This window comes from Brochothrix sp. (assembly GCF_017549435.1).
In the GTDB taxonomy this organism is placed as follows: Bacteria; Bacillota; Bacilli; order Lactobacillales; family Listeriaceae; genus Brochothrix; species Brochothrix thermosphacta.
Genome location: NZ_JAFYUW010000047.1, coordinates 1 through 25,681 on the forward strand (window position 1 = coordinate 1; position 25,681 = coordinate 25,681).

Here is a 25,681-nt window from a genome sequence, read left to right on the forward strand (position 1 = left end):
ACAACGCGCTAACATTTGTCAGCGCGTTGTCTTAAAAATTTCCTATTAATAAAAAATCAAACCAACAATGTATACAGCATCGGGTTATCATTAACGGGGATATAGTTTGAATCGTAACCCGCAAGTCGTTTTAGCATCACATTATAATCTGCTTTATCTTTCAATAAAATACCGATAATAACAGGGCCTTGTCCTCTATTTACTTTTTTTGTGTATTCAAATTTCGTAATGTCGTCTTGTGGACCTAGTACAAGGCTAATAAATTCTTTTAATGCACCTGCCCTTTGAGGAAAATTAACAATGAAATAATGTTGTAAACCTTCAAACATCAACGAACGCTCTTCCATTTCCTTCATCCGATTGATGTCATTATTACCACCACTAACAATACAAACCACATTTTTGCCTTCAATTTGTGGTTTTAGTTGTTCCAAGGCTGATACGCTTAGTGCTCCTGCTGGTTCTGCAACAATTGCTAACTTAGTGTACATTTCTAAAATAGTTGTGCACACTTGGCCTTCTGGTACCAAAAAGATATCATCTACAAATTTGCGACAATAACCATAGGTTAGTTTTCCAGCCTCTGCAACAGCAGCGCCATCAACAAATTTATCAATGACAGGTAATTTTACTACTTCGCCAGCGTGAAGTGCTGCATGCATAGAAGCTGCGCCCAAAGGTTCTACACCAATAACCTTTGTATCGGGACTTTTTTCATGGAAATAACTGCCTACTCCTGAAATTAAGCCGCCCCCGCCAATTGTTGCGACAACATAATCCATTTTAACATCTGCATCTTCTAAAATTTCAACGGCAACAGTTCCTTGACCTGCGATGATATCTTCAGAATCAAAGGGTGGAATAAATGTCATTTGATGTGTTTCTGTATAGTCTTTCGCTGCTTTTGAACAGGCATCAAACGTATCGCCGACCAACATAATTTCTATGTATTTCCCTCCAAAAAAGCGTACCTGTGATACTTTTTGATTGGGGGTTGTGGTTGGCATAAAAATAACAGCTTTCATTTGTAGGCGGTCGCATGTATACGCCACACCCTGTGCATGATTTCCGGCACTCGCACAAGTTACGCCAAATTCGCGTTGTTTTTTTGACAAGCGACTAATCGCATAGTAGGCACCTCGTAATTTAAATGAACGTACTGTCTGTAAATCTTCGCGCTTTAAATACACATTACAATTATACTTTTGTGATAAATAAACATCGTGTTCCAATGGTGTATGACGCACAACATCTTTTAAAACAAGATGAGCAGCATCAATTTTTGCGGCTTGTGTGGCTGTATACATACTTTTACCTCCTTACATCATGTTTTTGTTCGTAGGCTTGAATAACATCTTCGTGTGTCAATGTCAGTGTAATATCATCTAAGCCTCCGACGAGTTTTTCTTTAACCTTTTGGTTGATTTCAAAGGGATACTGCTTATTTTCAGCGGTAATGACTTGCTGTTCCAAATCAATCATAACTTTTGCTGTTCCTGGCAAAGCTGCTAGTTCTTCTCGTTCTTTCAAAGGTAATACAATAGGCAACAATCGATTTTTAGTGCAATTACTAAAAAAGATATCAGCAAAACTACCTGCAATAATACAATCGAAGCCATAATCAGTTAATGCCCAAGGTGCATGCTCTCGACTTGATCCACAACCGAAGTTCTCTCCACTAATTAAGATTGAAGCGCCTTGACGCTCTGCTGCATTGAGTGGAAAATCAGGGTTGGGTTGATGACCTGGTAAAAAACGCCATTCATCAAATAAAAAACGACCAAAACCAGTACGTTCAATCCGCTTCAAAAATTGTTTCGGGATAATTTGATCAGTATCAATATTATCGTTCATCAGTGCTACAGTTGTTCCTTCATGTATTTTAAACGGTTTCATGTATGATCCCCTCCTCAAAACGCACATCAACAAAGTGTCCGTGGATTGCCGCAACAGCTGCCATTGCTGGTGAAACGAGGTGTGTACGTGCACCTTTTCCTTGACGCCCTTCAAAGTTACGATTTGAAGTAGAGGCGCAATGCACGCCATCAGGAACTTGGTCCGGATTCATTCCAAGACACATTGAACAACCGGGCTCACGCCATTCAAATCCTGCCTCTTTAAAAATTTTATCTAAGCCTACTGCTTCTGCTGCATTTCGCACGCCTCTCGAACCAGGAACAACCATCGCACGTATATGTTCTTTTACTTTACGTCCCCGGATCATTCGGGCGGCTTCTGTCAAATCAGACAAACGAGCGTTTGTACAGGACCCAATAAAGACATAGCCCAATTCAATTTCTTCTGCTTTTTGACCAGGTGCTAAATCCATGTATTGATAAGCGCGTTCATCGTTACTATTTTTAATTTGTGGGAAAGCTGCAGTAATCGGCACGCCCATTTCAGGGTTTGTCCCCCAGGTTACATACGGTGCTAGTTCTGCTGCATCTAAAGTAACAATTGTATCAAATTCCGCATCCTCGTCCGTATAAAGTTCCTGCCAGTCTGCTATCTTCTCTGTTATATTTGTGGGAGCATATTCACGACCTGTCACATAGTTATAGGTTGTATTATCTGGTGCCATCATGCCCATTTTGGCTCCGCCTTCAATCGCCATATTACAAATCGTCATACGTTCATCCATTGTCATTTTTTCAACAGTCTCACCATAAAATTCAACAGCATATCCAGTCCCAAATGAAACCCCATTTTGGGCGATCAACGCTAAAATAATGTCTTTCGCATACACACCTGGTTTTAGGTCCCCTGTTATATGTACACCCATCCGTTTAGGTTTAGTTTGCCACAGTGTTTGTGTTGCAAATACATGTTCAACTTCACTGCTTCCAATCCCAAATGCTAGTGCTCCAAATGCGCCATGTGTTGCTGTATGACTATCGCCACAAACAATTGTTTTGCCTGGCTGCGTCAAGCCTGTTTCCGGTCCTACCATATGCACAATTCCTTGACGTTCATTTCCCATATCAGCTAATTCGATTCCAAATTCTTCACAGTTTTTACTCAATGCATCTATTTGTTTTTTTGCTACTAAATCTTGAATATTGAAAATATCTTCAGTCGGGACATTATGATCCATCGTCGCAAATGTACGATCTGGTCGACGTACTGAACGATGAGTCATTCGTAAACCTTCAAAAGCTTGTGGTGATGTCACTTCATGAATTAAATGAAGATCAATATATAATAATTGCGGTTCACCTTCTTTTCCATAGAGGACATGACGTTCCCAAAGCTTATCGAACAATGTTTGTTTTGACATTATTTGGCACTCCTTTCAATGATTTCTGTTATTTTATTTGCAAAAATAGTGGTTGTTGCTGTCCCACCTAAATCTTTCGTTAAAACACCTTCAGATAATGCTGTTTCGACAGCTATTTCAATTTGTTTTGCTTCGTTTTCTAGTTGGAACGATTGTCTCAACATCATCGCTGCAGATAAAAGCATCCCTATTGGGTTTGCAAAATCCTTACCTGCTATATCAGGTGCCGAACCATGAATGGGTTCATATAACGCCGGACGTCCTGCTTCTGCATGTGAACTTGAGGGTAACAACCCTAATGAACCACCTAATACGCTCGCTTCATCACTTAAAATATCACCAAACATATTCTCTGTTACAATCACATCAAATCGTGCGGGTGCTTGAATCATGTGCATCGCTGCGGCATCAACATAAAGATGTTCTAAAGTGACATCAGGATAGTCAACTGCAATTTCTTCAACTGTTTGTCGCCATAATTTACTTGTCGCCAAAACATTCGCTTTATCAATACTTGTCAATTTTTTTCGGCGTTGTCTCGCAAGGTTAAAGGCATAATGAACAATCCGCTCAATACTTGCCTTATCATAGCGTAATGTATCAACACCTTCTGTCTCATTAAAATATTTGGGTGTACCAAAATACAAGCCTCCTAATAATTCACGGACAACAACAAAATCTACACCTTCTAATCGCTCTTCACGCAATGGTGAAAGGTGTCGAACAGCTGGAAAAATTTGGAGTGGCCTTACATTGGCAAATACACCCATTTTTTTGCGTAATGCCAACAGTCCCATTTCAGGCCTTTCTGGTGCTTCATCCCATTTAGGCCCACCTACTGAACCTAACAAAACAGCGTCACTTTTATCAATTGCTGTTTGAGTTTCAACTGGAAAAGGCTCTCCGACAGCATCAATCGCTGCTCCTCCGAATAGTTGGTGTTCGAATAGAATTGTTTGATGTGAGTGCGCTAAAACTTGCGCGACTATTTTTTCTGTTACCGCCATTATTTCTGGTCCAATCCCATCACCGGGCAATACAACTACTCGAAATGTCATTACGCTTCAACCTCACTCTTACTTTTTTTTGTTGCGATACGGCGTTTTGAAAATGCTTGAAGATAGGCGCGTGCTGAAGCATTTAACACATCATGATCAATACCTACCCCATGATAAGTCGAGCCATCGGTTGCTGAAATGAGTGCATGTACTTCTGCTTGGGCATCCATTCCTGGTGTAATTGATTGAATGCGATAATCTGTTAACGTAACTTCTTCGCCCATCAATTGATCGATGACGTTATATACAGCTTCAATACTACCTGCTCCTGTAGCAGAGCCTTTAATATCGACACCTGTTTCCGTTGTAATGGTCACCTCTGCCAATTGTTGTGTTGCTGAATTATAATGTACATCAAGTGATTTCAGCTGACAAAAATCCTCATCTTGATATAAATGTCCAGACATCATTGCACGAAGATCGTCATCACTGACTTCTTTCTTAACATCTGCAAGTTGTTTAAAACGACTAAAAATTGCGCTTTGCTCAGCCGGTTCAATTAAGAATCCGATTTCTTCCAATCGTGTAAATAAAGCATGTCGTCCTGATAGTTTTCCTAATACAAGCGATGATTTTGACACCCCCACAAGTTCAGGTGTAATAATTTCATACGTGCTTGGATTTTTCAAGAAACCATCTTGATGAATTCCTGATTGATGGGCATACGCGTTGCCTCCAATAATTGCTTTATTCCTTGGAACGGCCATACCTGACATACGGCTCACCAAATCGCTCGTTTGTTTCAACTGATTAAGTACGATATTTGTTTCTGCTTGATAATGATCTTTTCGAATATGTAGCGCAACTGCAATTTCTTCTAAAGCGGTATTACCTGCACGTTCACCGATACCATTAATTGTACATTCAATACGTGATGCTCCATTTTCAATAGCTGCTAATGAATTTGCGACTGACATTCCCAAGTCATCATGACAGTGTGAGGAAAATATAACATCCTCAAAGCCTTGGACTTCTGTTCTAAGATAAGCAAAAAGTTCGCCAAATTCTTTTGGATTAGTAAAACCAACTGTATCTGGCACATTGATGACACGTGCACCTGCATTAATCGCAGTTTGAATCGCACGAACCAAAAATTCAGGTTCTGTTCGTGTGGCATCCTCTGGTGAGAATTGCACCATATCAACAAACTGCTTTGCATAACGCACGTGATGTTCAATCGATGCCAGAACTTCGGCTTGAGACATTTTCAACTTAAACTCACGATGAATGGGGCTTGTTGCTAAAAAAGTATGAATTTGTGGAGATACTCCTACTTTAACAGCATCATAGGCCCGTTGAATGTCCGCTTCAACGCAACGCGCGAGGCCAGTAACCGAACTGTTTTTAACGGTTTGAGCGATTGTTCGAACACATTCAAAATCGCCTGGTGATGCGATAGGAAAACCAGCTTCCATGACATCCACGCCTAGTTTTTCGAGCTGTTGAGCCATTTGCACTTTCTCCTGTAAATTAAAACTCACCCCCGCCGTTTGTTCGCCGTCTCGCAATGTTGTATCAAAAATTTGAATTTTTTTCATGACCTACACCCCTTTCATTTCGTTTTTAAGTTTATTTTTAATCATGTATTTGAGAAAAAAGTCTTTACAATCTCTTCAGTTCTAAACGGTTTGTTTTACTTTTATTATTCTCCAATATCGCTGCCATTGAATGGTCTGTTTTCGTTTTCACTATTTATTTTGATCAATAAATGGCATCATATCGCGGAGTTTATTACCGACTTCAGTAATTTGGTGTCCTTTTTGTTCGGCGCGCATACGATGGAATTCTTTAAAGCCGTTTTTATTATCATCGATAAATCCTTTAGCGAAGTTACCATTCTGAATATCAGTTAATACATCTTTCATATGTGCTTTAACCTCGCTTGTTACAACGCGTGGTCCTGAAACATAATCGCCATACTCAGCTGTGTTAGAGATTGAGTTACGCATTTTTTCCATACCACCTTCATACATAAGGTCAACGATTAATTTCAATTCATGCAATACCTCAAAGTAAGCGAGTTCCGGTTGGTAACCTGCTTCAACTAACGTTTCAAAGCCTGCTTGTACTAAATGTGTTGTACCTCCACAAAGAACGGCTTGTTCACCAAAAAGATCCGTTTCTGTTTCTTCTTTAAATGTCGTTTCAATAACACCTGCACGTGTGCCTCCAACGCCTTTAGCATATGACAATGCCGTTTGAGTAGCGCCTCCTGTTGCATCTTGATACACTGCGAACAAACAAGGAACTGCGCTTCCTTCAGTAAAGGTACGGCGCACAAGATGTCCTGGCCCTTTAGGTGCTACTAAGAAAACATCAACATCTGCGGGTGGTTGGATAACATCATAATGAATGTTGAAGCCATGTGCAAATACGAGTGAGTTTCCTGCTTCAAGATTATCTTTAATTTCATTTTCGTAAATTGAACCTTGTGTTTCATCTGGTAAAAGTACCATTACAACTTCTGCTTGTTTACTTGCTTCTGCTACTGAAAACACCTCAAAGTTATCTGCTTTTGCACTGTCTGCTGACTTACCCGCACGAATACCGATAATAACGTCATGACCATTGTCACGTAAATTTTGTGCATGTGCATGTCCTTGTGAACCATATCCAATCACTGCTACTTTTTTGCCTTTGAGTGTATCTTCTTTTACTGAATCATCATAATAAACTTTTACCATTTTCCTTACCTCCTGGTTGTATGTTCAATTTTTTATATTGATAAGCCTTAACGGCGAAATCACAAATTAGTGTGTTTTCACAAAACCGGCGATGCCTGTTCGTGTGAGTTGTGTAATAGTGTACGGTTTTAAAATTTCAATAAAATCTTCAATTTGCTGATGTGTTCCTGTTGCTTGAATGACCGTATTGTCAGTTTCTTCTGCTAAAATAGCTACTTGAAACGATACGAGTAAATCTGCGATAGCAGAGTAATTAACTGCTACATCAACGATTGCTAATTCACGGGTTAACACATTATCATCTGTGATATCTTTTGCCTCCATCACATCGACTTGCTTGTTAAGTAATTTCACCAGATGATCACAGGATTCAATATCCTCAACATGAACAACTAATGTTAATTGTGATTTATTTTCCTCTGCAGTTTGTCCTACGGCGATACTTTCAATGTTAATAAATCGTTTTGAAATAGCATTGATCGCTCGATTTAATACACCGGGTGAATCTGATAATCTTGCAATTAGAATGCGTTTCATTTTCCCACAACTCCTTCCATTTGATGAATACCTTTGCCTGGAGGCACCATTGGTGTGACTGTTTCTGTTTGATTAATATGTACATCCACAACAACCGGACCTGGGATTGCAAATACTGCTGCCACCTGAGTGGCTACTTTATCTGCTTGTGTGATTCTTTTTCCTGTAATGCCATATGCCTCTGCTAATTTAACAAAATCGGGTTGACCATCAAAAACCGATTCGCTGTAGCGTTGTTCGTAGAATTGATGTTGCCACTGCTTCACCATTCCGAGAGAGGCATTATTCAGAATGAATACTTTAATGTTAAGGTTGAACTCTTTCAAAAGAGCCAATTCCTGCAAAGTCATTTGGAAGCCACCATCACCCACAATCGCGACAACCATCCTGTCTGGATTAGCCATTTGCCCACCAATCGCAGCAGGTAATCCAAAGCCCATTGTTCCTAAGCCACCACTGGAAATTAAAGCACGTTCTTCTTTAAATTTATAAAATTGCGCTGTCCACATTTGATGTTGTCCAACATCAGTTGAAACAATGGCAGTTCCCTTGGTTTCTTCACTAATTGCTTCAATTACAGCTTGTGGTTTAATGACATTATTTTGGGATGCTTCATAACCTAAAGGGTGTTTTACTTTATAGCTTTGTAAACGTTCAAGCCATTCCCCTTCATCTGCTGTATTTATTGACAGCTGATTTAAGGCGATTAAAGCGGCTTTAGCGTCTGCAACGATTCCGATTGTTGCTTTAAATACTTTATCAATTTCTGATGGATCAATATCGATGTGAACAATCTTAGCGCCTGCTGCAAAATGTTCTTGTGCACCCACTAAACGATCATCAAATCTAGCACCAATTGCTAATAAAACATCACATTCATAAATCGCACGATTGGCTGCATAATTCCCATGCATACCTGCCATTCCAAATGCTAATGGACTATCGGGTGATATATTACCTAAACCAAGCAATGTATTGATGACAGGAATGTTTGTTTTATTAGAAAATTCCGTCAATTCATCTTTTGCGAATGCACCATTTACTCCAGCTCCTGCAAGAATAATCGGACGCTTACTTGTTTTAAGGAGTGTGGCGACGGCATCAATTTGAACTTTATTTGGTTGATGCGGCACCTGGTAATTTTCCAATTCCTGTAGAATAGCCGGTTCCGTTACTGTTGCTATCATCATATCTTTCGGTAAATCAATAACAACTGGTCCGGGCCGACCTGTTTGTGCGATATAAAATGCTTGTTTTACGATATTAGGAATATCTTTTGCATCCCTGACTTGAAAACTATGTTTGGTAATTGGAGAGGTCATGTTGACAACATCGGCTTCTTGAAAGGCATCTGTTCCAATAACACCTGTTGCAACTTGTCCAGTAATGACTACTAATGGTAATGAATCTGCTAATGCATCTGCAAGACCAGTCACAACATTTGTTGCTCCAGGACCACTTGTGACGACTACCACTCCTGCTTTACCTGTGATTCGAGCATATCCTTCAGCAGCATGAATGGCACCTTGTTCGTGGCGTGCCAGAATATGCTTCACCCCACTTTCATAAAGTGCATCATAGAGTGGTAATACTGCGCCACCTGGGTAGCCGTAAATCATCTCGACTGCTTCCTTTTTCAAACACTCAATTAACCATTCTGCCCCATTTTTGACACGTACCGTCTGTTGCAACATTGTCATCTCTCCTTTCCTTAAATCAATTCTTCTGGAATTTGCATTATCCCACCGGTATTTGCGCTTGTAACCATTACTGAATAACGAGCAAGCCAACCAGTTAATACTTTTGGTTTGAAACGTTTTAAGTGTGTGCGTCTTTCCGCTAATACTTCATCCGACACTAACAATTCCATTGTTCTTGAGGGTAAATCAATTTCAATCGTATCACCATCTTCAATTAAAGCGATAGGTCCACCAGCTGCTGCTTCAGGAGATACATGACCAATAGCTATCCCACGCGTGGCTCCTGAAAAACGACCGTCTGTAATAAGTGCAACATCTTTTCCAAGTCCTCGTCCAACTATAGAAGAAGTAGGTGCTAACATTTCAGGCATGCCTGGTCCACCTTTAGGTCCTTCATAGCGGATAACAACAACATGTCCTTCACCTACTCGGTGATCATCAATTGCTGCAACGGCTTCATCATGTGAATCAAAACAAATGGCTTTACCTACAAATTTGGTAACACTTGGATCAACACCACCTACTTTAATAACTGAACCTTGTGGCGCAATGTTTCCATATAAAATTGATAAACCACCTGTTTTACTATAAGGGTTCTCTTTCGGATGAATAACATCTGTATTGAGAATTTTAGCATCCGCAACATTTTCTCGTAATGTTTTACCTGTAACAGTAATACGATCTGGATGAATCGCATCACCTTTATCAACCAATTCCTTAATGATGGCTGAAATTCCGCCTGCCTCATGAACATCATGCATTGAGTAGGCAGAACTTGGTGCAATTTTAGAAAGATAAGGGATGCGTTCAGCAATTTCATTAACGCTTGCTAAGTCATACTCAATACCTGCTTCACTAGCGATTGCTAACGTGTGCAAAACAGTATTTGTTGACCCACCCATTGCCATATCCAATGCAAAAGCATCATCAATTGCTTCTTTGGTAACAATGTCACGTGGTTTAATATCATTTTTTACAAGATGCATTAAGTGAAAAGCTGATTGACGAATTAATTCACGACGTTCATCGGATACTGCTAATGTTGTACCATTTCCTGGAATTGCTAAACCAAGTACTTCCATCAAACAGTTCATTGAGTTAGCAGTGAACATTCCTGCGCATGATCCACAGGTTGGACAGGCCTCTGCTTCAAGTTCTAAAAACTCTTCTTTCGACATTTTACCTTCTTTAAAGGCGCCAACACCCTCGAATACTGATGAAAGGGTGAGTGCTTTTCCTGTTGATGATAACCCTGCTTTCATCGGGCCACCTGAACAAAAAATCCCCGGTACGTTTGTTCTCATAGCTGCTAATAACATACCTGGCGTAATTTTATCGCAGTTGGGAATATAAAATACACCATCAAACCAATGAGCATTAATTACTGTTTCAGCTGAGTCTGCAATTAACTCACGGCTTGGAAGCGAATAACGCATACCGATATGCCCCATTGCGATACCGTCATCAACGCCAATTGTATTAAATTCAAATGGAATGCCGCCTGCTTCACGAATCGCTTCTTTGGCAACATCTGCTAACTCTCGTAAATGAACATGACCTGGTACGATATCAATATATGAATTACAGATAGCGATAAAAGGTTTCTTCATATCATTATCACTTCTAACCTGACCTGTTGCTCTTAATAAACTTCTGGCTGGCGCACGATCGTCGCCTACTTTGATTTCATCACTTCTCATGTCTAACACCCCTTATATAGTATCTGTTAATTTTAAAAATAAAAAACCCATTCAATGAATGGGTTTCGAGGAGCCCCATTCAAACGCAATCGGGACCCAATAAACATTCGTTTTTTTACAAACGATGTTATGAGCCCTAGCTAAGTAATAAAATGACTAAAATAGATTGGTTTGAATGACAACGTTTCATAAGAAAAAACTCCTTTTTGTTTTGTATTATTAAGATATTTATTATTCTATACATTACTGGTCAAATAGTCAATTGAATATTCAGAAAATTCTAAATTTGATATGTATCTCGTCCTTTTTATAACAAATCAATCTCATTTCGTTATAAATACATTTTTGCAAAATCCTTATAAGTAAGCGTTTCCATCGTTTATTTTAAAGGCTATTCATCTCAAAAAAGCATAAAAAAACAAGCAACTAGAAAAATAAGGTTGCTTGCCCTCTTTTTTATAATTTAATTACATTTTCTGCTTGAAGACCTCGTTCACCTTCAACGATCTCAAACTCAACTTCTTGAGCTTCATCCAACGTCTTAAAACCTTCACCTTGGATAGCACTAAAATGCACAAAAACATCACTACCGCCTTCGACTTCGATAAAGCCAAAGCCTTTTTCTGAATTAAACCATTTCACCTTACCTTTTTGCATCGTCTAAAACCTCCCAAAAAAGTCTATAATATGATTGTCAACTAAGTCTTATTCTAGAAACATAGCCTTCTTTTCATACTATAAAGGATTCATATTCTTATTGGAATAAAACCCCTTTATAATATATATTTGGCAGTTGTTACTCATTTTCAACTATCTGCCTAAATATTATTTTATAATTATACTAACGTTTACTTACAGGTAATAATTTAACACACGTATTTTCAACAGTCAACAGTTATCATGACGTTAATCGATTTAGAACTCTTATTCTATAAGTTAAATAGCATGATATCAACAACAGCTGTGTATTTTCTGCACAAAAAAACCTACTGAATTAAATTCAATAGATTTCCCATTTGCTTATGGCTTGTTTTCCTGCTTATGATGTTGCGCTTCTTTAATACCGTGTGTTTCTAATTTGCGTTCTATTCTAGCACTAAATTGTCTAAAGTACGTTGTTGCGACTAACATATAACAACAACTTAACATAAAACCACCTAGAATATCGCTCGGATAATGGACACCTAAATATACCCGTGTAAAACCAATAAAAATAATTAATAGTGCTGACAGCAATAATAATGCTCGACGATAACGGCGATTATTATACGTTAAGATAAAAACTAAACTTAATGTAAAAGTAGTAATCGCCATCGTGTGCCCACTAGGAAAGCTATATCCACCCTGTTCAATCAACATCCCTGCTGGTCGGTCACGCTGAAATAAATTTTTGAAAATAAAGTTAATACCACTTGCACCAAAAAGCATATTAATTGCTAACCAGCCAGCGAATAAAAAACGACGGTAGCAAGCTAATATTACGGCTACAATAGCCGTTAAAGTAATCATGCCTTTAACGCCGGCAAAATCTGTGGCCGTTTCAATAAACCCTGTAAGCTTATCTGGTTGGAATGTCTGGGCCACTGTTCGTATTGTTTGATCGAATTGTTGAATCCAGAGCGCATTTGCAGCAACAGCTGCTGCGACATATAAAAAGACAATAAAGAAAAGTCCCGCCATCACATAGCGCCAAACACTTTGTTTTTTTGTTAACATGCTTTCACCTCGTAATTACAATCTGATATGATTCTTTAAGAATCTCTACTCATTCTAGCATAATTTAACCACTAGAACACGTAATTACCTGCTATATCAGTCTTTAGTCTGATATTTAAGCGTGTTGGTGCTCTGCTACAAAACGTGCCGCTTCTGCTGCCATCTTTTGATAGGCAATTTCTTCGTCTGTCTTCACCTGTTCGATTACCGTTGATTTTTTGAAGTCTTCTGAAATAACAATTTTAGCGTCAAAACTGAATGTTGCATTGCCAATCAAATCAATCGTGTAACCCTCATCTGTTTGATACACCTGGCATTGCACACGACCTCCAGGGTTATATACATCCACTTTTTTTGTCATTTCACCACCGTTAAGTAAGCGTGCCATCAAACTACTTGCCGACATTGCTGTTCCGCATGCATTGGTAAAACCAACCCCACGTTCAAACGTTTTAACAAAAATAGTATCACTATCAATCGCTTGTACATAACTAACATTCACACCGTCAGGGAAATAGGGATTGTCACTATTTAACCAAGTTGACAATTGCTCTTGTTCAGCAAAATCAGCTGGTTCAACAAAGCTAATTAAGTGCGGATTAGGAACCGATACCGCAGAGTAGGTCAAAGTTTCTGAAAAAGCTGGCACTTCTGCATCAATCAATTGCGAAGCTGTCCAATTTAACGGTAAACTTTCTTTTTCGAAAGAAACGGGTGAAATCTCAACGCAATAAGTAGGTACTCCCTGAGCTAAAGGCTTATCTTCCGCAACATTTAATACGGCTTTCATCGTTTCTACTTTAAATTGTTTTTTATCTGCTTTTTCTGCTAAATAACGTGCAACAGTTCGCAAACCATTTCCACACATCGAAGCTTCTGAACCATCTGAATTAATCACACGCATTTTTGCTAAGGCTACTTCACTGTCAGATACATAGAGAATGCCATCAGCTCCTCCAAGATCATGTTCACGGTCACATAAGTTCAATGCTAACTGGCGACGACTTTCTTCCGTCAGAGGTGTCTCAAGGCCATTTTCATCAATGATATAGAAATCATTGCTTGAACCATGGACTTTTTTTAAATTAATTATCATTTCTATACGCCCTTTCTGTGTTGTCACTCTTTAAATTAATTGTAACATATTTTATTTTACAACTACCAAATGACGTCTAATTTGCTCAAATACAAGGTGAATTTCACCTTGTATTATGTTTAAAACAACAGCATTCCACCAAAATCATAGACTGCGATAACAACTTGGAATAAAAAGATCAAGTTTATACTCAACTCATATTGAGAATGGGCTAAGTATGCTTTGATTTCTTCGAAAATGAAACGCAGTATACTAACCTTGAAAAAATATTCACCTGAAATACGACTTCAACAATTCAAATGAATGGTAGTTAATTGATTGACTGATGACATGGTACTCGCTCGCTTTAGAGATTGGTACTCTTACGCTATTAACAGAAATAGTTGTGACCTTACGACATTAACTTAAGGATTAGTGCTCTTAATTAATTAATTAACAGAAGGAGTGGTACTCGCTTTCTTGAAGGAGTGGTACTCGCTTGCGCTCCGTCCCATACTACTCTCGTAAAGCGGATAAATCCGCTACGATATTAGCACCCATACTGTCCTCATAAAGCGAATAAATCCGCAACAATCTCAGCACCCATACTACTTTCGTAAAGCGAATACATTCGCAACAATGTCAGCAAAAAAAAACAGCCACACAAGAGTGTGGCTGCGTATACTGCTTTTTACATTGATGTTTATGCTTCTAGGTCAACATCTGCATAATGTTCTTCAACGATTGATGCACAGTTACCACAAAGTGTTGGGTGCTCTGCATGAGTACCAACGTCTGTTTTTACAACGCGGCAACGTTCACATGTTTCACCTGTTGCTGCTGTAACAACAACAGCGACATTATCGCCTTTAGTTGCTGTTTCAGGTGCATTTTCAGTGCCAACAACAACTTCAAAATCGCTGACGATTAAGAGTTGTTTCACATCATTATTAATGCTATTGATAAGATCTGATGTTGCTTGATCTGCATAGATAGTAACTTTCGCCATCAATGATTTACCAATTAACTTTTCGTTACGAGCTTCTTCTAATGCTTTTTGAACCACATCACGCAATGTCATAAAACGTGTCCATTTTTCAATCAATTGTGTTTGTTCAGCTGTTTCAGCAACCAATTCAAAATCAGTTAAATGAACACTTTTCGCTGTTTCAAATTCAAGATACGACCAAATTTCATCCGCAGTATGAGGTAACAAGGGTGCTAATAATTGTGTTAAACCTTTTGCAATGGTATAAAATACGGTTTGCATACTACGACGCGCAGCGCTTTCCTCTGCTTCAATGTAAACAACATCTTTCGCAAAATCCAAGTAGAAGTTACTTAAGTCCGTTGTTACAAAATTGTTTACCGCACGGTATACTGTTGAGAACTCATACTTGTTGTATGCTTCATCAATTTGGCGCGCTAAACGATTATATGTTGCTAACATGTACTGATCAGCTTCCGACAATTTGTCATAAGCAACAGCATCTGTCGTTGGATTAAAATCAGAAGTATTTCCTAGTAAGAAACGGAATGTGTTACGGATTTTACGATAAACATCCGCTACTTGTTTTAAGATATCATCTGAAATACGAACATCTGCTTGATAATCCGATGAAGATACCCAAAGACGTAAGATATCAGCACCCATTTGATTCATGATTTTATTAGGGTCAACTGTATTACCAATTGATTTACTCATTTTACGGCCTTTACCGTCTAATACCATACCATGACTTAAGATTTGTTTATAAGGTGATTTACCATTGATTGCAACCCCTGTTGTAATTGATGAGTTAAACCAACCACGGTATTGATCCGAACCTTCAAAGTAAAGATCGGCTGGACGACTTAAGTAATCACGTTCATTTAGTACGCCTTCATGTGAAGAGCCTGAATCAAACCATACATCCATGATATCCGTTTCTTTTGTAAATGTACCGTTTGGACTTGATGGATGTGTAAAGCCTTCTGGTAATAAATCTTTTGCTTCACGAGCAAACCATACGTTTGAACCGTATTCACGGAATAGTGGTACAAGGTGAGCAATTGTTTCTTTTGTAATAATTGCATCGCCGTTTTCACCATAGAAAATTGGCAATGGCACACCCCAAGCACGTTGACGTGAAATAACCCAATCGCCACGGTCACGTACCATGTTGTGTAGACGTTGCTCGCCCCACGCTGGAACCCAGTCAACACCGGCAATCGCTTCTAAAATTTCTTCACGGAAAGCATCGATTGAAGCGAACCATTGTGGTGTTGCACGATAGATAACTGGTTTTTTGGTACGCCAATCATGTGGATAACTATGTGAGAAGTAATCTAATTTAAGCAAGCGCCCTTTTTCTTCCAATAATTCAATAATCATAGGGTTGGCTTTTTCATAATAAACACCTTCGAAGCCTGGCGCTTCATCTGTATAGATACCACGACCATCAACTGGTGAGATAACTTCTAATTTGTATGAAAGTGAAGCGAAATAATCGTCTTCCCCGTGTCCTGGAGCTGTATGGACACAACCTGAACCTGCATCAAGCGTGACGTGGTCACCAACGATAAGTAAAGAATCACGGTCGTAGAAAGGATGTTGTGCTGTAACATATTCTAATTCGCTACCTTTGAATGTTTTTAAGACTGTTGTTTCTTCCCATCCTAATGTTTCAGAAACAGCTGGTAATAAACCTTCAGCAACGATAAATTTACGGTCAGCAACAGCAACTTCAACATAATTAAATGCCGGATTAACAGAAATTGCCACGTTTGCAGGCAATGTCCATGGTGTTGTTGTCCAGATTACAAATTCAGCATCATTATCAACGATACCTTTACCATCTTTAACGTTAAAGGCAACATAAAGTGATGGGCTTGTAACATCAGCATATTCAATCTCTGCTTCAGCTAAAGCAGACTCACTTGACGGTGACCAATAAACGGGTTTTTTACCGCGGTAGATGTAACCTTTTTCAGCCATTTGACCAAATACTTTAATTTCATTTGATTCAAACACAGGGTCTAATGTGATATAAGGATTATCCCACTCAGCTTGAACACCTAAGCGTTTAAAACCAGTGCGTTGGATATCAATTTGTTCACGTGCATATTTTTCACACAATTCACGGAACTCAACAGGTGACATTTCTTTACGTTTAACACCTTTTTTAGCTAATTGTTGCTCAATCGGTAAACCATGTGTATCCCAACCTGGAACATAAGGTGAAGAATAACCTGACATCCCTTTATAACGAACAATCATATCTTTGATAATTTTATTCATTGCATGGCCGGTATGGATCGCGCCATTTGCATAAGGTGGTCCATCATGTAAAATAAATGTTGGTTTTCCTGCATTTTTTTCTTGAACCGCTTCGTATAGGTTCATAGCTGCCCAATCTTCTTGCATTTTAGGCTCTTTATTTGGTAAACCGCCACGCATTGGGAAAGCTGTTTTCGGCATTAATAGTGTTTTTTTATACTCCATTTGTCTATTCCTCCTAATTAATCGTTCTCAAAATAAAAGAGTCCCCTCCCTTGAAAAAGGGACGAGACTCACTCGCGGTACCACCCTTATTAGCACGGCTATCACTAGCTCGACTAAAAATGTACTCACTCGACACTTTAACGCAGTGGCTACGGCTCAGCTTACTTAATTTCAGCAGAGCAGCTCATGGATGATTTATAATAGTTGTGCGTTTGTTTGACCTTCCACCATTCGTCAAATCGCTGTTTGTCCGCCTCTTCTATTAACGTTCCAATCGTCGCTTAATCTTTTGCAGGAACTTCTTTAGTTGAATTATCTGATGATTCATCAATTAAAGCAGTTGGTTTTTCTTGAGCTGTATTAAAGTCAGCTTCTTTGGCTTCACCATAAGCATCTGTGACACGCTCTTCAACGTTTTCATCATATTCTAATGATGTTGACCAATCCTCGTGCTCTAACATGTCTAACTGAGTCGTAACAAGTAAACGTAAACGTTCACGGAATACTTTTGATTGACGTTTTAACTCTTCAATCTCTACAGCTAAACGATGTGTTTTAGTTAAGGCTTCATTCACAATTTCAGACGCATTATTTTGCGCTTCTCTCACGATGAGTTCTGCTTCACGCTGCGCAGCGTTACGTGTTTCATCTGCAGAATCTTGTGCAATAACTAATGACTTGTTCAATGTTGATTCAATTGTTTTATAATGTGATAATTGCTCTTTATTCGTGTGTAATTCACTTGCTAACGCTTTTTTCTCTTTTATTGTCAGTTCATAATCTTTAATGACCTGCTCTAGAAAATCATTGACTTCATCTTCATCATACCCACGTAATTTTTTTCCGAACTCTTTATTATGGATATCTAATGGTGATAATGGCATTTTCTCCACCTCCGTGTATAATGCTCTAAAATGTCTTATACTTACTACTATATAGCAAATACTACTGACTAATCAAGTATAAATCATTATCTTTTGACTATAGTTGTTAATTTAATTATTTGACCTTCACATTTAACTTCAATTTATCCTTCTTACTTTTACCAACTTGATCAATAATTAAAATGCGACCATGCTTCCTTACTGATAACATATCGTTCTCAGAACATTCAAATGTTGCATTTTCAACTTGTTGCCAGTTTACTTTAACGAGACCACTTTCAATCATGGTTTTAACTTTTTGACGCGAGATATTATAGACACCTGCAATAACTGTATCTAAACGCATCGATGAAACTGTAACAAAACGATCTTCATAATCATTAGGTACACTTAAAGCTTCCGAACTATCAACTTCGGATAGTTGGACATTAATTGCACCAATTTTAGTTAAATTAAGTATCACGTAATTAGCAACTTCTTTTTCAACAACAATTTGCCAAGCTTGATCAACGTTAAGTATATCACCAAAAACTTCGCGTTTCATTCCAACATTCATCAAAGCCCCTAATATATGGGGATGTGTTAGCGTTGAAAATTTGGACGGGTAACGAATTGATAATAACGATAGTTCAAAATCGGCTTCACTCACTTCGTAATAGTCGGGCCTAATTAAATAACGTCTTCTTTCATGTTGCTTTGCCCATTCTGCCTCCTCTAATAAAAAGTCAGGTGTTTGAGCGACTAACGTTTTCAAAATATAGGCTTGGCGCGGATCAATAAACGGCGTGAGATAAGATGAATATTGATTTTCTGCACTTGTCACCCAACCTGTTGCTGTATCAATAAAAGCGCGTTCTGATGGTCTAAAATGCTGATAAACTGTTTCCATAACATTTCCCTTCTCTAAACAAAAAAAGACAAACACAAGGTCTGTCTCTTTTTTGGATAGTGTTTATGTGCCTTAGAGTCCAGATAAAAATTGAAAAATCGCCTGTAATCCACGAGGAATTAATTGATTTAATACAATTAATGCTAAGATTGGTGAAATATCGAGTACGCCACCAATTGGTGGTATAAAGCGTCTAAATGGCTCTAAAAATGGTTCACAAATACGTCCTAAAATTTGTCCGAATTTACTACCTTGTGCATTAGGTATCCAACTTAATAAGATATAAATTAGTAGTGCCCAAGAATAAACAGAACATAGGGTAATTAAAATATTAAAAATTGTGTATAGTGCCACTAGGTCACCTCTTTTATAATCTAAAGATCATTATTTGATATATACTCAGAAATGGCACCATCAACATTTACATTCTCAGGTACGCATAGAAAAATATTATTTCCTAAACGTTTAATTTCACCATTTATCGCATAGATATTACCGCTTAAGAAATCAATCATTCGTAAAGATTGTTCCTTATCCATACGTTGTAAGTTAACAACAACAACTTGACGATTTAACAAAGCATCTGCAATACCTTGAACTTCACTATAAATACGTGGTTCATGTAATGTAACATTTGTATCATCAACTTCAGAATTAATTCTTACAACATTATTTTTAGTAGCGGCTTTCTTTTTTTCTTTTGGCGTTACATTGCGTGTTGCATTTGGTTGCTGATTTCCATTTACAGCTTGCGCTTGACTTTGCTGTGCAGGTTCTCGTCGTTGATTAACCGCCTGTTTTTGTTCCTCATATTCTTCTTCCATCTCATCGTTCAAGTAGAAAAAGCCTTTGAATTTAGACATCATCGACATTGCAATCCCTCCTTAAATTTCCGTTACTAATTCGGTACCCACTCTGACAAAGGTTGCTCCTGCACTTATTGCAATCGGATAATCATTCGACATACCCATTGATAATTCAGTACAAGGTGCCCACTCAAAGTTTTGTTTTATCACATCTTCTTGAATCGTCTTTAAATTTGAAAAAACATTTTTTAATTCATCATCATTCGATGTAAATGGTGCCATTGTCATCAAACCAATTATATTTATGTTTTGATATTCTTGCAGTTTTTCGATAAAAGAAACAACGTCCTCAGGAACTAAACCATGTTTACTATCTTCACCAGATACATTGACTTCAATAAAACAATCAATCACTCGATCGGCACGTTTACTAATTTCTTTCGCAAGCGACAAACGATCTAATGAGTGAATATATGAAACAAACGGTAAAATATCTTTTACTTTACGCGTTTGTAAGCTTCCAATGAAATGCCAGACAATATCAGGATAACGTTCATTTAAAACATCGTGTTTAGCACTAATAGCATCTGCTCTATTTTCACCAAAATGGCGTTGACCTAAAGCATAAAGCTCTTCTATTACATCACTACTCACTGTTTTAGTTACGGCTACTAGCTGTGGATTTGTTCCAACAGCTGCGGCTGAAACTGAAATTTTGTGTGTTACTGCACTAAAATTACTTTTGATACTCATGTTCTATTCTCCTATCGATTGCGGTTACGATTACGTAAGAATGCTGGAATATCTAAATCATCAGAATCAGCTTCAAAATCGTGACGCGGTGTTTCATTTACAGGTGTTGTTTCACTTGTTTTTTCTTCTGTTCCACGCGTTGGAGATGCTTGACGATTAAACGTTGGTTTTGCTTGACGCGTATTACCTGCCTCAGAAAAACCAGTTGCGATAACTGTCACGACAAGTTCGTCATTAAGTTCATCGTTAATTACAGAACCGAAAATCATGTTTACTTCTGGATCAGAGGCACTTGAAACGATTTCAGCTGCTTCTTGAACTTCAAATAAACTCAAGTTAGATGCGCCAGTAATGTTCATCAAAACACCTTTTGCTCCATCAATTGAAGCTTCTAGCAATGGTGATGAAATTGCTTTTTTAGCTGCATCTGCTGCACGGTTTTCACCGCTTGCTGAACCAATACCCATTAATGCTGAACCACGATTAGACATAATTGTTTTAACATCGGCAAAATCCAAGTTGATTAAACCAGGTACGGCAATTAAATCAGAAATACCTTGAACACCTTGGCGTAAAACATTATCCGCTTCTTTAAATGCTTCTAGCATCGGTGTATTTTTATCAACAATTTGCAACAAACGATCGTTTGGAATAACAATCAAAGTATCAACTGCTTCTTTAAACGCTTCGATTCCGGCAACTGCATGTTTAGAACGTTTTGGTCCTTCAAACGTAAACGGACGTGTAACCACACCCACTGTTAAAGCGCCAACTTCTTTAGCGATTTGAGCAATAACAGGTGCCGCACCAGTACCAGTACCGCCTCCCATACCTGCTGTAACAAATACCATATCTGCTCCTGCAAGTACTTCTTCGATTTGATCACGGCTTTCTTCTGCTGCTTTTTTACCAATTTCAGGTTGTGCACCAGCACCTAAACCGCGCGTTAGTTTTCCACCAATTTGCATGCGTGTTTCAGCTTGAGATAAGTTTAATGCTTGGGCATCTGTATTGACAGTAATAAACTCAACACCTTGTACACCATGTTCAATCATTCGGTTAACAGCATTGTTACCTCCGCCACCTACACCAATAACTTTAATTACGGCTAGAGAGCTTCTTGTTTCATCAAAATCAAACATATTTTTTCCTCCTACGTGGTCGCTAATTTTGTATTATTCAAACAATGAACCGAACATTCTTTTCATTTTGTTCACGAGCTTATCTTCTTCAGCTTTAGGTTCCTTGACTTTATCTTGTTGTTGTTCTCTTACACCAGTTTCTTCATATTCATCCACTTCAGTTGACTGACCATACTCAATTTCATGACTGATAAGTCCAACAGCAGTCGATAACGAAGGGTGTCTTACACCTATATAGTCTGGGTATACAATGCGAACACGTGAATCAAACACCTGTTCAGCTATTTCCATCATTCCTGGTATAACGGTTGTTCCACCAGTTAGCACAAAGCCATTCGGGAGTTGATTAAGACCTGCATTAGTGAGTTCATCATCCACCATTACGAGAATCTCTTCCAACCTTGCTTCAATTATAACCGATAAATCCGTTTGGTTAATAGTTAAAGCCTTAGAACTACCAATAACATCAATTTCAAACGTTTCATTTTCACTAGCATCGGCAGAAAAAGCATACCCATGTTCAAGTTTAATTTGTTCGGCTTGACGTAGTGAAATATTTAAACCGATTGAAATATCCTTAGTGATTTGACTGCCGCCGACTGGGATAGCAAACGCATCCACCAATTGACCTTGATCAAAAACACCAACCGATGTAATTCCTCCACCGATATCGATTAAAACTGTTCCAAAATCTTTGTCGTCTTTTGTCAAACATGTCTCAGCTGCAGCTAACGGTTGTAACACCATCCCTGTAACTTCTAATCCCGCACGTTCAACACATCGTAAAATGTTATGTACAATCGATTTAGAACCTGTAATCAACGTTCCTTCAACTTCTAACCTCACACCAAACATTCCTGTGGGATCACTAATTCCTTCAACGCCATCAACTTTAAAAACACATGATTCAAAGCTGATTTTTTCTCTATCACTCGGTTTTGCAATGGCTTGTGCTGCTTCAATAACATCTTGTATATCATCTGTCGTAATTTCATTATTTTCATTTTTAATTGCAATCATGCCATGACATCTTGAAAGATTCGTTTGATAATTGAGCATGCTTACAACAACACCTTGAATTGTAACACCTACCATATCCTCAGCTTGACTCACAGCTGATCGAATAGCTTCAACTGTTTTTTCAATGTCTACAACTGTGCCACGACGTATGCCATCAGAAGGGGCTCTACCTACACCAATAACATTTAGTTTTCCATCGGTATGCTCGGCAATAATTACTTTTGTTGTCGATGTTCCGATATCTAAACTTACATACATATCACTTCCACTCATCCACCGACACCTCCTTCGCTTCTGTTTTTAATTTTTTTGTTTATAAATCATCTTTTATATAGATATACCTATATTCAAGTCTACACTAGTAAAAAGCTAAATAAAAGAAAAACTATACTTTTTTTGCAAATTACTTCAATATAAGGTTAATTAGGCTCTTTTTTGCTTATTTTTTTATTTTCATTGTAGTAACTTTGGTAAAAAGCACCCACTTCAAGATCAATCACTCCTGTTGAACCATCTTTTACTTGTCCGATGATGGAAGGATAGATTTTAAAGTTCTCTGCAAACTTATTGATAGCGATTACAACCTTGAAACCATCGTTCATATAAACATTCAAACGTTTTTTATTTAAGCTCTCTGGTTTAAAGATTATTTCCGACATTGAATTGCGTATCTCAGATGATGTTTTTTCTAATTGTTTTCCTAATTCACTTAAGACTTTAGTATTGTTTTCAAAACCAATTAGTATTGGTGCATTTCCTAACGGATATTTAGAAACATCAGACTCATCTAAATAGCCTGTCTCTAAAAGCGGTATGTAGCCTTTTTTAGTTGACATATAAGCAACCGGTTGACTTTCAACGACCTTTATTTCATAGTCATTAATACCTTTACGATTGATTTTAACTGATTCAATCAAAGGAGACTTCTCAAGTGTTTTTTTCACTTTTGCAGTCTTAATTTTAAAAATACTCTCTTGCGGTGCAATGCCCGATAATTTAACAACATCTTCTTTAGCCAGACGTTTATTATCAACAATTTTCACTTCATCCACACGACTAAACGGTGATATGAAAAAGAGCACAATCAAAATCAGGAAGAAAAAACTAGCTAACAAACTGTATAATTTACGTTTGCGTACTTTTTCTTTGTATTTTTTTAATTCTGGTATTTTATCTTCTATCGAAACTACCTTTGTTTGCTTCGGACCCGACATGCTCTCACCTCGCTTTTGTGCGCGACAATTATTTTGTCAAACCGACGACAAGATCACATAACTGTTTCGCCGCATCTGGTAAACCGAGTTGTTTGGCTGCTTGTTTCATTTTATTTTGATATGTTTCATCTAACAAACAATGATCCAGTTGCTTAATCAGTTGTGCTGCCGTCAATTCTTTTTCAAGAATAATCTCTGCGGCCCCTGCATTAACCAATGCAAGTGCATTTTTTTCTTGATGATTATTTGTAACATAAGGACTTGGTATTAAAATTGATGGTAACCCTAATGCAGTAAACTCTGCCAAACTTGTTGCTCCAGCACGTGAAACAACAATATCACTATTTTTCAATACGGCTGGCATATTATATATAAATGGTACAATCTTCACATTCGTTGCATTGACTGCCTTCGCTGCTTCCTCAATACGTTCAAAATGAACTTCCCCTGTTGCACAAAGTACTTGATAATCTTTTTTCGCCAATTCTGGCAATGCTGCTATTATCGCTTCGTTTAAGGCGCGTGCACCTCGACTCCCACCAAATATTAAAGCCGTGCGTTTTGACAAATCTAGTCCGTATTCTTCTAAAACAGCTGGGTTATTTTCTGCTTGCACAACTTCTGTCGCACGAGGATTACCTACAAGCGTTACTTTTTCAGCTGGAAAATCTTTTGCAACTGCTTCAAAAGCAATCGCAATTTTATCAACATAACGACTTAAAAACTTATTCGTCAATCCGGCCACACTATTTTGCTCATGAATAACCGTCGGAATTTTTTGTTTGGCTGCTGCATACACAACAGGTGCACACACATAACCACCTGTTCCCACAACAATATCCGGTTGAAATTCTTTAATAATTTTTTTAGAGGCTGTTACACCTTTTAAAAAACGCATCACTGTTTTGATGTTTTCCATCGATAATTTGCGTTTAAAACCAGTTATTTCAATTGTTTTAAAAGCGATGCCTTCTCTTGTTACGATATCCGCTTCTAATCCTTTTTCTGTTCCCACATACAAAACTTCGCCTTCGGGATAATCTTGTTTGAATTGGCGTATTAGCGCTAAAGCAGGATAAATATGTCCACCTGTTCCGCCACCACTGATTAATAATTTCATAAAGCACCTCTATTTTTATGTCTTAATGTTATTCATTTGCTTATAAAAGAAACGACTGACATCGCATCTTTTATAAACAGATGACTAAGAAAAAATGCAATCCGCACTTTTTCTTATCACATGTTATCACTCTTTAAACTAATTCTTGTACAGCTTTGATAAATAAATCGCCACGCACTTCAAAAGATGGCACCTGATCCCAGCTTGCACAAGCAGGGCTTAGTAAAATAACGTCACCTGGCTCGCTATATTCGTAAGCAACAGGCACTGCCTCTTCTACATCTGTGACTATTTTGATGTGTTCTACGCCTGCTTCAGTCGCAACACGTGCAATTTTATGTTTTGTTTCACCGAATAAAACTACTGCTCGAACATTTTTAAAGAACGGTTTCAGCTCATCGAACTCTGTCCCTCTGTCTAATCCGCCCGCTAACAACACCACAGGTTCCTTAAAGCCTTTTAAAGCACTCTCAGTTGAAATGATATTCGTTGCTTTGGAATCGTTATAAAAACGTCTGTTATTCAGTGTTTTGATAAACTGTGTACGATGTTCCACACCATAAAAAGTTGAAAGAACATGCATAATGGTTTCATTGCTTTGTCCTTCTAATTTAGCAACACA

The 25,681-nt window shown here is 38.1% G+C and carries 22 protein-coding genes and 1 pseudogene; all 23 read right to left on the minus strand.

Annotated elements, in window-relative coordinates:
• Positions 1-56: 56 nt before the first annotated feature.
• Positions 57-1,307 carry a threonine ammonia-lyase IlvA gene (gene ilvA, locus IKV95_RS03165; RefSeq protein ID WP_069126595.1) on the minus strand — a complete coding sequence of 417 codons (1,251 nt, stop codon included), beginning with the start codon at positions 1,305-1,307 and terminating at the stop codon, positions 57-59.
• A gap of 4 nt (positions 1,308-1,311) precedes the next feature.
• Positions 1,312-1,896, minus strand: a complete 585-nt coding sequence (leuD, locus tag IKV95_RS03170; protein WP_069120476.1) for a 3-isopropylmalate dehydratase small subunit — start codon at positions 1,894-1,896, stop codon at positions 1,312-1,314.
• Positions 1,883-3,277 carry a 3-isopropylmalate dehydratase large subunit gene (leuC, locus tag IKV95_RS03175; protein WP_029092321.1) on the minus strand — a complete coding sequence of 465 codons (1,395 nt, stop codon included), beginning with the start codon at positions 3,275-3,277 and terminating at the stop codon, positions 1,883-1,885. The genes leuD and leuC overlap by 14 nt, the downstream gene beginning before the upstream one ends.
• Entirely contained in the window at positions 3,277-4,335 is a 1,059-nt protein-coding gene (leuB, locus tag IKV95_RS03180; protein WP_069126596.1) for a 3-isopropylmalate dehydrogenase, read from the minus strand. Before leuB ends, leuC begins: the two co-directional genes overlap by 1 nt.
• On the minus strand, positions 4,335-5,873 hold the full coding sequence (locus IKV95_RS03185; RefSeq protein WP_069120482.1) for a 2-isopropylmalate synthase: 1,539 nt from the start codon (positions 5,871-5,873) through the stop codon (positions 4,335-4,337). Before IKV95_RS03185 ends, leuB begins: the two co-directional genes overlap by 1 nt.
• Positions 5,874-6,023: 150 nt before the next feature.
• Entirely contained in the window at positions 6,024-7,019 is a 996-nt protein-coding gene (gene ilvC / locus IKV95_RS03190) for a ketol-acid reductoisomerase (protein WP_069120483.1), read from the minus strand.
• Between the two features lie 66 nt (positions 7,020-7,085).
• Positions 7,086-7,556: an acetolactate synthase small subunit gene (gene ilvN, locus IKV95_RS03195; RefSeq protein WP_029092325.1), complete on the minus strand. Its 471-nt coding sequence runs from the start codon at positions 7,554-7,556 to the stop codon at positions 7,086-7,088.
• Positions 7,553-9,250: a biosynthetic-type acetolactate synthase large subunit gene (gene ilvB / locus IKV95_RS03200; protein ID WP_069134679.1), complete on the minus strand. Its 1,698-nt coding sequence runs from the start codon at positions 9,248-9,250 to the stop codon at positions 7,553-7,555. Before ilvB ends, ilvN begins: the two co-directional genes overlap by 4 nt.
• A gap of 17 nt (positions 9,251-9,267) precedes the next feature.
• A complete protein-coding gene (ilvD, locus tag IKV95_RS03205) occupies positions 9,268-10,956 on the minus strand; it encodes a dihydroxy-acid dehydratase (protein ID WP_029092327.1) in 1,689 nt (562 codons plus the stop codon).
• A 456-nt stretch (positions 10,957-11,412) separates the two neighbouring features.
• On the minus strand, positions 11,413-11,613 hold the full coding sequence (locus IKV95_RS03210) for a cold-shock protein (RefSeq protein ID WP_029092328.1): 201 nt from the start codon (positions 11,611-11,613) through the stop codon (positions 11,413-11,415).
• Between the two features lie 363 nt (positions 11,614-11,976).
• Positions 11,977-12,672, minus strand: a complete 696-nt coding sequence (locus IKV95_RS03215; protein WP_069125698.1) for a phosphatase PAP2 family protein — start codon at positions 12,670-12,672, stop codon at positions 11,977-11,979.
• 115 nt (positions 12,673-12,787) lie between these two features.
• Positions 12,788-13,768: a diaminopimelate epimerase gene (dapF, locus tag IKV95_RS03220; protein WP_069134678.1), complete on the minus strand. Its 981-nt coding sequence runs from the start codon at positions 13,766-13,768 to the stop codon at positions 12,788-12,790.
• Between the two features lie 682 nt (positions 13,769-14,450).
• Positions 14,451-17,231, minus strand: coding sequence for an isoleucine--tRNA ligase (gene ileS, locus IKV95_RS03225; protein WP_069125697.1), 2,781 nt, complete (start codon positions 17,229-17,231; stop codon positions 14,451-14,453).
• A gap of 281 nt (positions 17,232-17,512) precedes the next feature.
• Entirely contained in the window at positions 17,513-18,115 is a 603-nt protein-coding gene (locus IKV95_RS03230) for a DivIVA domain-containing protein (protein ID WP_106786540.1), read from the minus strand.
• Between the two features lie 115 nt (positions 18,116-18,230).
• On the minus strand, positions 18,231-19,004 hold the full coding sequence (locus IKV95_RS03235) for a YlmH family RNA-binding protein (protein ID WP_119905106.1): 774 nt from the start codon (positions 19,002-19,004) through the stop codon (positions 18,231-18,233).
• A gap of 72 nt (positions 19,005-19,076) precedes the next feature.
• Positions 19,077-19,358 (minus strand): YggT family protein, encoded by a 282-nt coding sequence (locus IKV95_RS03240; RefSeq protein ID WP_029092332.1) that lies wholly within the window; start codon positions 19,356-19,358, stop codon positions 19,077-19,079.
• Positions 19,359-19,378: 20 nt separating this feature from the next.
• Positions 19,379-19,876, minus strand: coding sequence for a cell division protein SepF (locus IKV95_RS03245; RefSeq protein ID WP_029092333.1), 498 nt, complete (start codon positions 19,874-19,876; stop codon positions 19,379-19,381).
• A 12-nt stretch (positions 19,877-19,888) separates the two neighbouring features.
• Complete coding sequence (locus IKV95_RS03250) at positions 19,889-20,563, minus strand: YggS family pyridoxal phosphate-dependent enzyme (RefSeq protein ID WP_069118794.1); 675 nt, start codon at positions 20,561-20,563, stop codon at positions 19,889-19,891.
• Positions 20,564-20,750: 187 nt separating this feature from the next.
• Positions 20,751-21,705, minus strand: a pseudogene (ftsZ, locus tag IKV95_RS03255) (cell division protein FtsZ); the annotation flags it as partial.
• Between the two features lie 33 nt (positions 21,706-21,738).
• Entirely contained in the window at positions 21,739-22,998 is a 1,260-nt protein-coding gene (gene ftsA / locus IKV95_RS03260) for a cell division protein FtsA (protein WP_029092336.1), read from the minus strand.
• A 146-nt stretch (positions 22,999-23,144) separates the two neighbouring features.
• Positions 23,145-23,939: a cell division protein FtsQ/DivIB gene (locus IKV95_RS03265; RefSeq protein ID WP_029092337.1), complete on the minus strand. Its 795-nt coding sequence runs from the start codon at positions 23,937-23,939 to the stop codon at positions 23,145-23,147.
• A gap of 28 nt (positions 23,940-23,967) precedes the next feature.
• Positions 23,968-25,059, minus strand: coding sequence for an undecaprenyldiphospho-muramoylpentapeptide beta-N-acetylglucosaminyltransferase (gene murG, locus IKV95_RS03270; RefSeq protein ID WP_069118792.1), 1,092 nt, complete (start codon positions 25,057-25,059; stop codon positions 23,968-23,970).
• Positions 25,060-25,192: 133 nt separating this feature from the next.
• Positions 25,193-25,681 (minus strand): glutamate ligase domain-containing protein (locus IKV95_RS03275; RefSeq protein ID WP_287451403.1); only part of this gene is annotated, 489 nt, incomplete at its 5' end.

Excerpts from the sequence above, each read along its gene's own strand:
- IKV95_RS03210 (WP_029092328.1), bottom strand. The coding sequence starts at position 11,613 with ATGCAAAAAGGTAAGGTGAAATGGTTTAATTCAGAAAAAGGCTTTGGC.
- ileS (WP_069125697.1), bottom strand. The coding sequence starts at position 17,231 with ATGGAGTATAAAAAAACACTATTAATGCCGAAAACAGCTTTCCCAATG.
- IKV95_RS03230 (WP_106786540.1), bottom strand. The coding sequence starts at position 18,115 with ATGCCATTATCACCATTAGATATCCATAATAAAGAGTTCGGAAAAAAA.
- IKV95_RS03245 (WP_029092333.1), bottom strand. The coding sequence starts at position 19,876 with ATGTCGATGATGTCTAAATTCAAAGGCTTTTTCTACTTGAACGATGAG.
- IKV95_RS03235 (WP_119905106.1), bottom strand. The coding sequence starts at position 19,004 with ATGGAAACAGTTTATCAGCATTTTAGACCATCAGAACGCGCTTTTATT.
- ilvB (WP_069134679.1), bottom strand. The coding sequence starts at position 9,250 with ATGTTGCAACAGACGGTACGTGTCAAAAATGGGGCAGAATGGTTAATT.
- ilvD (WP_029092327.1), bottom strand. The coding sequence starts at position 10,956 with ATGAGAAGTGATGAAATCAAAGTAGGCGACGATCGTGCGCCAGCCAGA.
- murG (WP_069118792.1), bottom strand. The coding sequence starts at position 25,059 with ATGAAATTATTAATCAGTGGTGGCGGAACAGGTGGACATATTTATCCT.
- leuD (WP_069120476.1), bottom strand. The coding sequence starts at position 1,896 with ATGAAACCGTTTAAAATACATGAAGGAACAACTGTAGCACTGATGAAC.
- IKV95_RS03265 (WP_029092337.1), bottom strand. The coding sequence starts at position 23,939 with ATGTCGGGTCCGAAGCAAACAAAGGTAGTTTCGATAGAAGATAAAATA.
- ilvN (WP_029092325.1), bottom strand. The coding sequence starts at position 7,556 with ATGAAACGCATTCTAATTGCAAGATTATCAGATTCACCCGGTGTATTA.
- ftsA (WP_029092336.1), bottom strand. The coding sequence starts at position 22,998 with ATGAGTGGAAGTGATATGTATGTAAGTTTAGATATCGGAACATCGACA.
- IKV95_RS03250 (WP_069118794.1), bottom strand. The coding sequence starts at position 20,563 with ATGAGTATCAAAAGTAATTTTAGTGCAGTAACACACAAAATTTCAGTT.
- leuC (WP_029092321.1), bottom strand. The coding sequence starts at position 3,277 with ATGTCAAAACAAACATTGTTCGATAAGCTTTGGGAACGTCATGTCCTC.
- leuB (WP_069126596.1), bottom strand. The coding sequence starts at position 4,335 with ATGACATTTCGAGTAGTTGTATTGCCCGGTGATGGGATTGGACCAGAA.
- ilvA (WP_069126595.1), bottom strand. The coding sequence starts at position 1,307 with ATGTATACAGCCACACAAGCCGCAAAAATTGATGCTGCTCATCTTGTT.
- ilvC (WP_069120483.1), bottom strand. The coding sequence starts at position 7,019 with ATGGTAAAAGTTTATTATGATGATTCAGTAAAAGAAGATACACTCAAA.
- dapF (WP_069134678.1), bottom strand. The coding sequence starts at position 13,768 with ATGATAATTAATTTAAAAAAAGTCCATGGTTCAAGCAATGATTTCTAT.
- IKV95_RS03215 (WP_069125698.1), bottom strand. The coding sequence starts at position 12,672 with ATGTTAACAAAAAAACAAAGTGTTTGGCGCTATGTGATGGCGGGACTT.
- IKV95_RS03185 (WP_069120482.1), bottom strand. The coding sequence starts at position 5,873 with ATGAAAAAAATTCAAATTTTTGATACAACATTGCGAGACGGCGAACAA.